This is a genomic window from Rahnella sp. RFA10(1/100), assembly GCF_004195115.1.
In the GTDB taxonomy this organism is placed as follows: domain Bacteria; phylum Pseudomonadota; class Gammaproteobacteria; order Enterobacterales; family Enterobacteriaceae; genus Rahnella; species Rahnella perminowiae.
This window is the reverse complement of sequence record NZ_SEWR01000001.1, coordinates 819,139-832,959: the sequence shown is the minus strand read 5'-3', so window position 1 is coordinate 832,959 and position 13,821 is coordinate 819,139. Positions and strand designations below refer to the sequence as shown.

Annotated in this window: 10 protein-coding genes; 8 read left to right on the top strand and 2 right to left on the bottom strand. The window is 47.8% G+C overall.

Annotated features, from left to right (window positions below):
• Positions 1 to 4 precede the first annotated feature (4 nt).
• Complete coding sequence (locus tag ETV65_RS03650) at positions 5 to 1,012, top strand: NAD-dependent epimerase (protein ID WP_129951615.1); 1,008 nt, start codon at positions 5 to 7, stop codon at positions 1,010 to 1,012.
• 188 nt (positions 1,013 to 1,200) lie between these two features.
• Here the strand turns inward: ETV65_RS03650 and hns are convergent, their stop codons facing one another.
• Entirely contained in the window at positions 1,201 to 1,608 is a 408-nt protein-coding gene (gene hns, locus ETV65_RS03645; protein ID WP_129951614.1) for a histone-like nucleoid-structuring protein H-NS, read from the bottom strand.
• 625 nt (positions 1,609 to 2,233) lie between these two features.
• Between hns and ETV65_RS03640 the strand changes: the two genes are divergently transcribed.
• Positions 2,234 to 2,842, top strand: coding sequence for a thymidine kinase (locus ETV65_RS03640; RefSeq protein WP_129951613.1), 609 nt, complete (start codon positions 2,234 to 2,236; stop codon positions 2,840 to 2,842).
• Positions 2,843 to 2,954: 112 nt separating this feature from the next.
• Here the strand turns inward: ETV65_RS03640 and adhE are convergent, their stop codons facing one another.
• Complete coding sequence (gene adhE, locus ETV65_RS03635) at positions 2,955 to 5,624, bottom strand: bifunctional acetaldehyde-CoA/alcohol dehydrogenase (protein WP_129951612.1); 2,670 nt, start codon at positions 5,622 to 5,624, stop codon at positions 2,955 to 2,957.
• A 533-nt stretch (positions 5,625 to 6,157) separates the two neighbouring features.
• Here adhE and ETV65_RS03630 point away from each other — a divergent pair.
• From ETV65_RS03630 to oppF, 6 genes are all read left to right on the top strand, one after another.
• Positions 6,158 to 6,802, top strand: coding sequence for a YchE family NAAT transporter (locus ETV65_RS03630; RefSeq protein ID WP_013575947.1), 645 nt, complete (start codon positions 6,158 to 6,160; stop codon positions 6,800 to 6,802).
• A 1,176-nt stretch (positions 6,803 to 7,978) separates the two neighbouring features.
• Complete coding sequence (oppA, locus tag ETV65_RS03625) at positions 7,979 to 9,619, top strand: oligopeptide ABC transporter substrate-binding protein OppA (RefSeq protein WP_129951611.1); 1,641 nt, start codon at positions 7,979 to 7,981, stop codon at positions 9,617 to 9,619.
• 187 nt (positions 9,620 to 9,806) lie between these two features.
• Positions 9,807 to 10,727 carry an oligopeptide ABC transporter permease OppB gene (gene oppB / locus ETV65_RS03620; RefSeq protein ID WP_013575945.1) on the top strand — a complete coding sequence of 307 codons (921 nt, stop codon included), beginning with the start codon at positions 9,807 to 9,809 and terminating at the stop codon, positions 10,725 to 10,727.
• A gap of 15 nt (positions 10,728 to 10,742) precedes the next feature.
• Entirely contained in the window at positions 10,743 to 11,651 is a 909-nt protein-coding gene (oppC, locus tag ETV65_RS03615) for an oligopeptide ABC transporter permease OppC (RefSeq protein WP_013575944.1), read from the top strand.
• 11 nt (positions 11,652 to 11,662) lie between these two features.
• Complete coding sequence (locus tag ETV65_RS03610; RefSeq protein ID WP_235172940.1) at positions 11,663 to 12,688, top strand: ABC transporter ATP-binding protein; 1,026 nt, start codon at positions 11,663 to 11,665, stop codon at positions 12,686 to 12,688.
• A gap of 14 nt (positions 12,689 to 12,702) precedes the next feature.
• The gene (oppF, locus tag ETV65_RS03605) at positions 12,703 to 13,722 is read left to right on the top strand and encodes a murein tripeptide/oligopeptide ABC transporter ATP binding protein OppF (RefSeq protein ID WP_205951566.1); all 1,020 of its coding nucleotides are present in this window, start codon (positions 12,703 to 12,705) and stop codon (positions 13,720 to 13,722) included.
• Positions 13,723 to 13,821 lie beyond the last annotated feature (99 nt).

The window sequence follows — 13,821 nt, the reverse complement described above, 5'->3', positions numbered from 1 at the left end:
TTGCATGAAATATCTGGTCACTGGCGCAGCGGGCTTTATTGGCTTCTTTGTGTCACAACGTTTGCTGGCAGCAGGTCATTGCGTTATCGGCATTGATAATCTGAATGACTACTATGACGTCAATCTGAAACTGGCCCGTCTCGCTCAGCTGGAAAATAAAGATGGCTTTGAGTTTATTAAGCTGGATTTAGCCGATCGTGAGGGCATGGCCGCATTGTTTGCGGAACAGAGGTTTGAACGTGTTATCCATTTAGCTGCGCAGGCCGGTGTCCGATATTCTATCGAAAACCCTCTGGCTTATGCCGATTCCAACCTCATAGGATTTGTTAACGTCCTGGAAGGATGTCGTCATAATAACGCCGGGCATTTGCTTTATGCTTCTTCCAGTTCAGTGTACGGTCTGAACAAAAAACAGCCTTTTTCAACGGATGATTCTGTCGATCATCCTGTTTCGCTGTATGCGGCTACGAAAAAAGCCAATGAATTAATGGCTCATACCTATTCACATCTTTATAAAATTCCCACCACCGGGTTACGTTTCTTTACTGTATATGGCCCGTGGGGGCGCCCGGACATGGCATTGTTCAAGTTCACCAAAGCAATACTTGGCGGGCAAAACATAGATGTTTATAACCATGGCGAAATGCGTCGTGACTTTACTTATATCGATGATATCGCCGAAGCCATTGTTCGTTTACAAGACGTTATTCCGCAAGCGGATCCAGACTGGACGGTAGAAGGCGGCTCGCCAGCCAGCAGTTCCGCGCCTTATTGCGTTTATAATATAGGCAACAGTAACCCGGTGAAGCTGATGACGTATATCAGTGCGCTGGAAAAGGCGTTGGGAATAGTTGCAGGTAAGAATATGCTGCCAATGCAGCCAGGCGATGTACACGAGACCAGCGCAGACACGTTGCCTCTGGCTAAGGCTATTGACTTCAAGCCTGAAACGCCTGTAGAGCAGGGCGTACAGCGCTTTGTGGACTGGTATCGCGACTTTTATCAGATTTAATATTGTATTGTTTTCCCAAAGGTCGCAAATGCGGCCTTTTTTAATGGAATCAGTTAAATCTTATGGATGTTTATGCAACAGGCTGTGTCAGTTTTTTATTTGCCGGATCAATGTTACAGCGTAATAAAACAAAAAGCCCATCAGAGCGATGGGCTTTTTAGCATTAACAGTGACGTTAATGTTGGCAATTACAGCAGGAAATCGTCCAGTGACTTGCCTTGCTCTTCGATTGCTTTCTTGATTACAGCTGGAGTACGACCCTGGCCTGTCCAGGTTTTGTTTTCGCCGTTCTCATCAACGTATTTGTATTTAGCCGGACGTGCTGCACGTTTTGTTTTACCGGTCGCTTTAGTCGCAGCCATCGTTTGCAGCAATTCGTTAGGATCGATACCGTCAGCAATCAGCATTTCGCGGTATTGTTGCAGTTTACGGGTGCGCTCTTCAATCTCTGCAGCTGCCTGAGAATCTTCTTCACGACGCTCGTTCACAACAACTTCTAATTTTTCCAGCATCTCTTCCAGAGTTTCCAGAGTGCATTCTCTCGCTTGTGCACGCAGAGTACGGATGTTGTTCAGAATCTTTAATGCTTCGCTCATTATACTAGTCTCGAATTATATTGGTGGGGGGCGTTTGGATAATAATAGAATGCTCTTCTGTATTCTGCAATAGCGAATTTGTTTGCCTGACCTTAATTTACGCATTTAAAGCAAATAATGTTTAGTCACTACGAAATATAGCCAGGCTGCTTAGCGCTATTTATCTGGGGGTGATAACCCTAATTTCAATACCCTGTTGAGGATTGTTGACGGTTTGTGTAAGTAGTTTTTTAAGGCAGTTATTGTTCATAAAATTAAAGCATCCGTGAAGCCATGTAATGTAAGGATATGAAAAAAGAGCGGGCGGACGAAGTACGAACTCAGAAAAATGATTCTTTGTGGGTAGCATTTCCATCGACTTCTTTAATGTATAGACAAATCCTTACTCGCCAATGAAGACATATTAACTCCCCTTTTATTGCGGGTATTCTGGCTTGACCGCAGGGAATAATTATCTCATACCGTTATAATTTTTCATTGTAAGTTTCTGTGATTTTACCCGGAGTGAATGTCTTGCGGGGGCAGGCCATGAGCGCTATCCGGCCGTTGTTATAGTCTGGCAGGCATGTGATACAATACATGCCGAAAATTTATGCCATCCATTACATTATGGGGTCACTCTTTTATGGCTCAGCTTTATTTCTATTACTCGGCGATGAATGCCGGTAAGTCTACCTCGTTACTGCAATCTTCATATAATTATCAAGAACGTGGAATGCGCACGCTGGTGCTAACGGCAGAACTCGACAACCGGTATGGTTTGGGTAAAGTCAGCTCACGAATCGGTTTGTCTTCGCCTGCGGAGCTTTACAACAGGGAGACCGAACTCTTTAATCTGGTGGCACAGGAGAACCGCACACAGCGTTTAAGCTGCGTTCTGATTGATGAGTGCCAGTTTCTCACTAAAGCACAGGTATCGCAGCTTACGGACGTTGTAGACGATCTGGATGTGCCGGTACTTTGTTATGGTCTGAGAACGGATTTTCGTGGAGAACTTTTCGAAGGCAGCGAATATTTGCTGGCCTGGGCAGATAAGCTGGTTGAACTTAAAACCATTTGCCATTGTGGCCGCAAGGCTAACCGCAATCTCAGACTGGATGAGAACGGTAACGCCTTGCATGATGGCGCACAGGTCGTTATTGGTGGTGATGAACGCTATGTTTCGGTGTGCCGTAAGCATTACAAAGAAGCGATGGCTGCGTGTGATGTCATAGACGAAAGTAAGCCTCTCTGAGCCCCGGGCGTTGACTAAGGCCTGCGAGTGATTGTTGAACGATAAATCGCAAATTCGGACCATAAAAAAACCCGCCTTTCAGCGGGTTTTTTACTATCAGCATCTCAGCAAGTTATTTTTTGCTGGTTTTCTTTTCAGCTTTTGGTGCCGGAGCAGCAACTTCTTCTGCTGCGTCCTCACTGAATTCACGGCCGTAGTAAGTATCCATCAGAATCTGCTTCAGTTCGGCGATCAGCGGGTAACGTGGGTTAGCACCGGTACACTGGTCATCAAACGCATCTTCAGACAGTTTGTCTACTTTAGCCAGGAAGTCTGCTTCCTGAACGCCTGCTTCACGGATAGAGGTTGGGATACCCAGCTCCGCTTTGATTTCATCCAACCAGGTCAGCAGTTTCTGGATTTTTTGCGCAGTACGGTCACCCGGCGCGCCCAGACCTAAATGGTCAGCGACTTCTGCGTAGCGACGACGCGCTTGCGGGCGGTCATACTGACTGAAAGCAGTCTGTTTAGTTGGGTTGTCGTTAGCGTTATAACGGATAACGTTTGAAATCAGCATGGCGTTAGCCAGACCATGTGGAATGTGGAACTCTGAACCCAGTTTATGGGCCATTGAGTGACAAACCCCAAGGAAGGCGTTCGCAAACGCGATACCCGCAATAGTTGCCGCATTGTGAACACGTTCACGGGCAACCGGATTTTTTGCGCCTTCTTTATAGCTGGCTGGCAGGTTTTCTTTCAGCAGTTTCAGTGCCTGCAGAGCCTGGCCATCGGAATATTCGTTCGCCAGTACAGAAACATACGCTTCCAGTGCATGAGTCACTGCATCCAGACCACCAAAGGCACACAGTGATTTCGGCATATTCATGACAAGGTTGGCGTCTACAATAGCCATGTCAGGTGTCAGTGCATAATCTGCCAGTGGATATTTCTGGCCAGTTGCATCGTCAGTCACCACAGCGAATGGCGTCACTTCTGAACCGGTACCGGAAGTGGTAGTGACGGCGATCATTTTCGCTTTCACGCCCATTTTCGGGAATTTGTAGATACGTTTACGGATATCCATGAAACGCAGTGCCAAATCTTCGAACTGAGTATCCGGGTGCTCATACAGAACCCACATAATCTTCGCGGCATCCATCGGTGAACCACCGCCCAGCGCGATGATAACGTCTGGTTTGAAGGAGTTCATCTGCTCAGCGCCTTTACGTACAATGCTCAGCGTTGGGTCAGCTTCAACTTCGAAGAACACTTCAGTTTCAATACCATGGCCTTTCAGAACGCTGGTGATCTGGTCAGCATAGCCATTATTGAACAGGAAGCGGTCAGTTACGATGAAGGCGCGTTTTGCTCCATCGGTCGCCACTTCTTCCAGTGCGATTGGCAGTGAGCCACGACGGAAGTAGATAGATTTCGGAAGTTTATGCCACAACATGTTTTCTGCTCGCTTCGCTACAGTTTTCTTGTTGATCAAGTGTTTAGGACCGACGTTTTCGGAGATGGAGTTACCACCCCAGGAACCGCAACCCAGCGTCAGAGACGGAGCAAGTTTGAAGTTGTAGAGGTCACCGATACCACCCTGTGAAGCCGGGGTGTTGATCAGAATACGTGCGGTTTTCATTTTGTTGCCAAAATAATTCACACGTTCTGGTTGGTTGTCCTGATCGGTATACAGGCAAGAGGTATGGCCGATACCGCCCATTTCTACCAGTTTCTCTGCTTTAGTGACGGCGTCTTCGAAATTCTTCGCGCGATACATAGCAAGGGTAGGGGACAGTTTTTCATGCGCAAAAGGTTCGGACTCGTCAACGACGGTGACTTCACCGATGAGCACTTTTGTATTTGCAGGGACTTTGATACCAGCCATTTCAGCAATTTTCACCGCTGGCTGACCGACGATAGCGGCGTTGAGGCCACCATTTTTCAGAATGATATCTGAAACGGCTTTCAGCTCTTTACCTTGCAGCATGTAGCCACCGTGAGAAGCAAAACGTTCACGGACTGCGTTATAAGCTGAATCAACGACAATGATGGACTGTTCAGAAGCACAGATGACACCGTTATCAAAGGTTTTAGACATCAGAACGGAAGCCACCACACGTTTGATATCTGCGGTTTCATCGACTACAACTGGAGTATTACCCGCGCCTACACCAATGGCTGGTTTGCCGGAGCTGTAAGCTGCTTTCACCATACCAGGACCGCCGGTGGCGAGAATCAGGTTCAGGTCCGGGTGGTGCATCAGTTGGTTGGAAAGCTCTACGCTTGGTTCATCAATCCAGCCAATGATATCTTTTGGCGCACCGGCAGCAATGGCGGCTTGCAGAACGATATCCGCAGCCTTGTTGGTTGCATTTTTGGCACGTGGGTGTGGGGAGAAGATAATACCGTTACGTGTTTTCAGGCTGATAAGTGCCTTGAAAATTGCAGTAGAAGTTGGGTTGGTAGTCGGGACGATACCGCAAATCAGGCCAATTGGCTCAGCGATAGTAATGGTACCGAAGGTGTCATCCTGGCCCAGGATGCCACAGGTTTTTTCATCTTTGTAAGCATTGTAAATGTATTCAGAAGCGAAGTGGTTTTTGATCACTTTGTCTTCAACAATACCCATTCCGGATTCTTCAACAGCCAGTTTAGCCAGCAGAATTCGAGAATCGGCAGCAGCCAGAGCGGCGGCAGCGAAAATCTTATCTACCTGCTCTTGACTGAAGTTGGCATATTCGCGCTGTGCCTTCTTGACTCGAGCTACGAGTGCGTTTAGTTCAGCGACATTTGTTACAGCCATAATGCTCTCCTGATAAAGTTAAACTCTTTTAGTAAATAACCTGCCAAAGACTAGTATAGACCTGCTATCAGTCACCGTGAGAAACTAATTAACTCTAAGATTCTCAATAAGTTGTCTTTGTCTCTTTATTTGCTCAAAGAGCTTTCAGTTGTGAAGCACCGGATAAAGCAGATAACGTTTAAACCACATTCATCACCCGATGTTTATATGTTTCAAGTAACGTTGAGTGACTATGCACAGAGATTACCTATTTGTAGGCAGTATTCATTTGATCTAGATCATTAAATACTGATGCTGACACCTTTCAGCAACTTGATCCTGAGAATGATTATCAAATTTGCTCTTGGATAATACAGTTTTGTATCTAAAGTTATCAATTAAAAAGATGATTTTTAACAAAAGTGGTATTCACTGCTTTTATTTGAAAATCTGGTGATAAAAACCATCAAACGGCGTGGCGCCTTTACGGGGATTCCAGTACATTAGCGCCCATCAAAACCTTCATCTGCTGGCATAGTTGTGCGGAGTTCTGCGTGAGCCAATCGTTATTAGATTTTTCAGGGTATATCAAATTCTTCGTCGGGCTGTTTGCACTGGTCAACCCTGTGGGGATCTTACCTGTCTTTATCAGCATGACCAGCTATCAGGCGGCAGCCGGACGTAATAAAACCAATATGACGGCGAATTTGTCGGTTGCCATTATATTGTCGACCGCACTTTTCCTCGGCGATGCCATTTTACATCTTTTTGGTATCTCCATTGACTCGTTCCGGATCGCGGGGGGCATTCTGGTCGTCACCATTGCCATGTCGATGATCAGCGGGAAACTGGGCGAAGATAAACAGAACAAGCAGGAAAAATCAGAAACAGCAATACGTGAAAATGTCGGGGTTGTTCCACTTGCATTGCCTCTGATGGCAGGACCCGGCGCCATCAGTTCGACTATTGTATGGAGCTCACGCTATCACAGCTGGCCAAATCTGCTGGGGCTGACGCTCGCTATCATTTTCTTTGCATTCTGTTGCTGGTTACTGTTCAGGGCGGCACCTTTACTGGTGCGTTTACTGGGACAAACCGGCATTAACGTGATTACACGTATCATGGGACTTTTGCTGATGTCGCTGGGTATCGAATTCATTGTGACAGGGATTAAGGCCATTTTCCCCGGCCTGCTTTGATTCTTAACCATCGGTTATCACGGAAACTGCGATGAGTTTCCGTGATAATTATTACCTGCACTTATAATGTAATGCATTAATATAGTGCAGCTAATGACTTCATTAAGCGCAATTGCACCCTAATGTGGCATAAAGCGTCGTCTCATTATTCTTTTCACCCCAAGTCTTCATTTCTTCTAATAAACTTAGCGATTTTTTAGCTAAATACCCTTCTTTACTGCCCGTTTTGACGCTAATTTGCCCACATCATTCTGTAAGGCTTGTGCATGCTGTATCGAGATGTTATTAGTGTTAACAACGCAGTTAACAGGCGTTTATCCTTGAAAACATCTTAATGTTAACGGATTGTGTCAGGCGAGTTCTTAAGCAACGCGTAGCGTAAATTTCGCAGCGAAAATTATTATAAAAACTCTTAAAAACAATAAGTTGAACTATATGTTAGCCTGTTTTCAGGCCACTGCCTCAGTGTGCTTGTAACCTGTAAAAGAGAATTGCGTAACAAATTTGCAAAATTTATTGGCGCCTGTATCTGGCTTCTGATAATTTTCAAATCGCCTTCAAAAATGGAATTTTGTTAAGCGGAATGCTCTGAGTGAGAACGAATCTTGCTAGAGACAGAAAGATTGAAGCCATTTTATTTGTTTTTGGAGAGTGTCGTGTCGCCATGCGGAACACAAAATTATCATCAGGCGCTTTTTGCCAAAAGAAAGCCGGACATTCGGCGGGCAGGATTACACGGCCTTTTGTTGAACCTGCCGCTTCAGCGAAACAAATCTTCAGATCTTCTTCTCATTAATTGAATTCTCACGCTTAACGGTGAAGGACTTTCTATCGCTGTCAGTCAGGTGAATAAGAAAATAATATTGTTAAGGTTAGGAATAACAGTATGTGATTACCCGGTGTGACGCAGAACTTTTTTTTGTTGTACACGGGGTAAATCAAATGGGGTGGGATCAACCTTAAGGATCCCGGAAACCAAACGGCGAACAACAGCCTGACGTTTCCAGCGTTATCGAGTAATACATGCAGTAATAGGGGACAGCCATCTGCGGATGGCCACTACATGGGGACCTTTCTTGAGCAATTCGTTCCTGCTTTTGAAATCCGTTGGCCCAGCAAGGGTTTATCTTGCACCCGAGCGTGCAAGTTCATAATAAAAACTGGAGTTGAATAAAAATGACCAACATCACAAAAAAAAATCTGCTGGCTGCCTGCATTATGGCTGCGGTCGGCGCGGTGTCAGTAAATAATGCATTTGCAGCTAATGTACCTGCAGGTGTAACCCTGGCAGCCAAACAAGAACTGGTTCGTAACAATGGCTCAGAAGTGCAGTCTCTCGACCCGCATAAAGTCGAAGGCGTACCAGAATCGAACGTTATCCGTGACTTGCTTGAGGGGCTGGTGAATACCGACAGCAAAGACGGCAGCGTTATTCCTGGTGTAGCAACCAGCTGGGAAAATAAAGATTTTAAAGTCTGGACCTTCCACCTGCGTCCGGAAGCAAAATGGTCAAATGGCGATCCTGTAACAGCTGAAGATTTCGTGTACAGCTGGCAGCGTCTGGCTGACCCTAAAACCGCCTCTCCTTACGAAAGCTATCTGCAATATGGTCATATCGAAAACATCGATGACATCATCACCGGTAAGAAAAGCCCGGATACTCTGGGTGTAAAAGCGCTCGATGATCATACCCTGCAAGTGACGCTGACCGAACCGGTTCCGTATTTCGTTAAAATGCTGTCTCACACCGCAATGAAGCCGGTAAACAAAAAAACAGTTGAGAAATTTGGCGACAAATGGACCCAACCTGAAAACTATGTGAGCAACGGCGCGTATAAACTGAAAACCTGGACCGTTAACGAACGTATTGTGCTTGAGCGCAGCCCGACCTATTGGGATAACGCCAGGACAGTGATCAATCAGGTGACTTACCTGCCTATTTCTTCTGAAGTTACTGATGTTAACCGCTACCGCAGCGGCGAAATCGACATGACTTATAACAACATGCCGATTGAACTGTTCCAGAAATTGAAAAAAGAAATTCCTACCGAAGTCCACGTTGACCCGTATCTGTGTACTTATTACTACGAAATCAATAATCAGAAAGCACCATTTACTGATTCACGCGTCCGTGAAGCCCTGAAACTGGGTCTGGATCGCGACATCATCGTGAATAAAGTGAAGGCGCAGGGCGATCTGCCGGCTTATGGCTATACTCCTCCTTACACTGATGGTGCAAAACTGACGCCTCCGGCCTGGTTCAAAGAGACTCAGGTGCAGCGTAACGAGCAGGCTAAAAAATTGCTGGCTGAAGCAGGTTATACCCCGGCTAAGCCGCTGACCTTTGAATTGCTGTATAACACCTCTGATCTGCACAAAAAACTGGCTATCGCCGCTGCCGCTATCTGGAAGAAAAATCTGGGTGTTGACGTGAAACTCGTTAACCAGGAATGGAAAACCTTCCTGGACAGCCGTCATCAGGGCAACTTTGATATCGCACGTGCCGGCTGGTGTTCTGATTACAACGAACCTTCTTCCTTCCTGAATACCATGTTGTCTGACAGCAGCAACAATACCGCTCACTATAAGAGCCCTGCCTTTGATAAAGACATCGCGGACACTCTGACCGTGAAAACTGACGAAGAACGTGCAGCGCTGTATCAGAAAGCGGAAACCCAGCTGGATAAAGACTCTGCCATTGTTCCTGTTTATTACTACGTGAACGCGCGTCTGGTGAAACCATACGTTGGCGGTTACACCGGTAAAGATCCGCAGGATAACGTCTACGTTAAAGACTTATACATCATCAAACACTAATTAATCAGTGTCAGGGCAAGGCAACCCCGAGCTGCCTTGCGCCTTATTTATTGATGAAGGTAATGTTTTTAGTGCCGGTTTTCGGTGCTGAAACAAAGAGCCACCACGGCGGCCATCACCCGATAGCCGCCGTGAGCAAGCCAAAACTATCAAGCTGTAGTGACAGGCTTAGAAACAGGTACGGGCAATGTTAAAGTTTATTTTACGCCGCTGTCTGGAAGCGATTCCGACGCTATTCATTCTGATCACCATTTCATTTTTTATGATGCGTCTCGCACCCGGCAGCCCTTTTACGGGTGAGCGTAATCTTCCGCCAGAAGTGATGGCGAACATTGAGGCGAAATATCACCTCAATGACCCAATGTATAAGCAATATTTCCATTATTTAGAACAACTGGCGAAAGGCGATTTTGGCCCGTCGTTCAAATATAAGGATTACACTGTTAATGATCTGGTTGCGGCCTCTTTCCCGGTTTCTGCGAAACTCGGTCTGGCGGCATTTATCATGGCGATTGTGTTTGGAGTGAGTGCGGGCGTTATCGCAGCACTGAACCAGAACACCAAATGGGATTACACGGTAATGGGTGTGGCGATGACCGGGGTAGTTATACCCAGTTTCGTGGTTGCGCCGTTACTGGTACTGATATTTGCCATCACGCTTAAATGGTTGCCTGGCGGCGGCTGGAATGGTGGTGGTGCCAAATATATGATCTTGCCGATGGTGGCGTTGTCACTGGCTTATATTGCCAGTATTGCGCGTATTACCCGTGGCTCAATGATCGAAATCCTGCATTCCAACTTCATCCGTACCGCACGTGCGAAAGGGTTGCCACTGCGTCGCATCATTTTGCGCCATGCGCTGAAACCCGCGCTGCTGCCGGTATTGTCATACATGGGACCGGCCTTCGTTGGGATCATAACCGGTTCGATGGTCATCGAGAGCATTTTCGGATTGCCAGGCATTGGCCAGCTGTTTGTTAACGGGGCATTAAACCGTGACTATTCACTGGTCCTGAGCCTGACCATTTTAGTGGGCGCACTGACCATTCTGTTCAATGCGATCGTCGACGTGCTTTACGCCGTCATCGACCCGAAAATCCGTTATTAATGCCGGAGTACGTCAATGATGTTAAGTAAGAAAAATAGCGACGTCGTGGAAAACTTCAGCGAAAAACTTGAAGTTGAAGGCCGCAGTCTGTGGCAGGATGCACGACGCCGTTTTATGCACAACCGTGCGGCGGTCACCAGTCTGATCGTGCTGGCATTTATTGCCTTATTCGTGGCATTTGCGCCGATGTTATCCCAGTTTTCCTATGATGATACCGACTGGAATATGATGTCAGCCGCGCCTGACTTTGCTTCTCACCATTATTTCGGGACTGACTCTTCAGGACGTGATTTGCTGGTGCGTGTGGCGATCGGCGGACGTATTTCCCTGATGGTCGGTGTGGCGGCAGCGTTAGTGGCCGTGATTCTCGGCACGCTTTACGGATCATTGTCCGGTTATCTGGGCGGTAAAATAGACTCCGCAATGATGCGTTTGCTGGAAATTCTCAACTCCTTCCCGTTTATGTTCTTCGTTATCCTGTTGGTGACCTTCTTCGGGCAAAACATCCTGCTGATATTCGTGGCAATCGGGATGGTATCCTGGCTGGATATGGCGCGTATCGTGCGTGGACAAACACTCAGTCTCAAGCGTAAAGAGTTCATCGAGGCGGCGCTGGTGAGTGGTGTGAGCACGCGCAATATCGTCCTGCGCCACATTGTTCCCAATGTGCTGGGCGTTGTCGTGGTCTATGCATCGCTGCTGGTGCCGAGCATGATTTTGTTTGAATCCTTCCTGAGCTTCCTGGGACTGGGTACGCAGGAGCCACTGAGCAGTTGGGGCGCATTGTTAAGTGATGGCGCCAACTCGATGGAAGTTTCACCGTGGTTACTGCTGTTCCCGGCAGGCTTCCTGGTGGTAACTCTGTTTTGTTTCAATTTTATCGGCGATGGCTTGCGTGATGCCCTCGACCCGAAAGATCGTTAAGGAGTGCCACCATGAGCACCATTGAACATTCCACTTTTGCGGCACCCGCTGCGGTTGACGGTAAAGTCCCGCCAATCTTGCTTGACGTTCAGGATCTGCGCGTCACCTTCGAAACACCAGACGGTGATGTGACTGCGGTCAATGACCTGAATTTCGATCTGCGTGCCGGTGAGACGCTGGGCATTGTGGGTGAGTCCGGTTCAGGTAAATCACAGACCGCTTTTGCCCTGATGGGGTTGCTGGCCAGTAATGGCCGCATCGGCGGTTCGGCGAAATTTAACGGACGCGAAATCCTCAATCTGCCGCAACAACAGCTTAATAAGTTGCGCGCAGAACAGATTTCAATGATTTTTCAGGATCCGATGACCTCTCTCAACCCGTACATGCGTGTGGGCGAACAGTTGATGGAAGTCCTTATCCTGCATAAAAAAATGAGCAAGCGTGAAGCGTTTGAAGAATCCGTACGCATGCTGGACGCGGTGAAAATGCCCGAAGCCCGCAAACGTATGAAAATGTTCCCGCATGAATTCTCCGGTGGCATGCGCCAGCGTGTGATGATCGCAATGGCGTTGCTGTGCCGCCCTAAATTGCTGATTGCCGATGAGCCAACCACAGCGCTGGACGTGACCGTGCAGGCGCAAATCATGACATTACTGAATGAACTGAAATCTGAGTTCAACACAGCAATCATTATGATTACCCATGACCTTGGCGTGGTGGCCGGTATCTGTGACAAAGTACTGGTGATGTATGCCGGGCGCACCATGGAATATGGCCGTGCACGGGATGTGTTTTATGAACCTTGTCATCCTTATTCCATCGGTCTGCTCAATGCGGTTCCCCGCCTTGATGCCGAAGGTGGCGCGATGCTGACTATTCCGGGCAATCCGCCAAACTTGCTGCGTCTGCCTAAAGGCTGTCCGTTCCAGCCCCGCTGTCCGCATGCGATGGATATCTGCTCTTCGGCACCGCCGCTTGAGCGTTTCGGCGATGGCCGTTTGCGTGCATGCTATAAGCCGCTGGAGGAACTGGTATGACAGACAACACAATCATGAACAGTGCGGCAATAAATACGCATGCGCCTGAGAAAAAAGTTCTGCTCGAAGTGGCAGATCTTAAAGTCCATTTCGACATCAAAGACGGTAAACAGTGGTTCTGGCAGCCTTCGAAGACCCTGAAAGCCGTTGACGGTGTGACCCTGCGCCTTTATGAAGGGGAAACGCTGGGCGTGGTGGGGGAGTCAGGTTGCGGTAAATCGACCTTTGCCCGTGCACTGATTGGTCTGGTGAAAGCCACTGACGGCCGTGTTGCCTGGCTGGGTAAAGATCTGCTGAATATGTCGGACAGCGAGTGGCGTCATACGCGCAGCGATATCCAGATGATTTTCCAGGATCCGCTGGCTTCCCTGAACCCGCGGATGACCATCGGCGAAATCATCGCTGAACCCCTGAAAACGTATAATCCGAAAATGCCTCGCCTTGAAGTGAAGGAAAAAGTGAAGGCAATGATGTTAAAGGTCGGGCTGTTGCCTAACCTGATTAACCGTTATCCCCATGAATTCTCCGGGGGGCAATGTCAGCGTATTGGTATTGCGCGTGCACTGATTCTTGAGCCGAAACTGATTATCTGTGATGAACCTGTCTCGGCACTGGATGTGTCTATTCAGGCGCAGGTGGTTAACCTGCTTCAGCAGTTGCAGCGTGAAATGGGGTTGTCACTGATTTTCATCGCACATGATCTGGCCGTGGTGAAGCACATCTCTGACCGTGTTCTGGTGATGTACCTCGGGCACGCCGTTGAACTGGGCACTTATGATGAGGTCTATAACAATCCTCAGCACCCGTATACCCGTGCACTGATGTCTGCAGTGCCGGTGCCGGACCCGGACAAAGAGCGCAACAAAGTGATTCAGTTGCTTGAAGGGGAATTACCTTCACCCATCAATCCACCCTCAGGCTGTGTGTTCCGCACCCGCTGTCCGATTGCCGGACCTGAATGTGCAATCACCCGTCCGTTGCTGGAAGGCAGCTTCCGCCATGCGGTATCCTGCCTGAAAGTGGATCCGCTCTGATGATTTGATCTGAACGGAAAGCATAAAAAAACCTGCCACTGGCAGGTTTTTTTTCTTCTTCGTATTCTTCTGCTAAGTCATTCAGATTAGGTCAAGGCG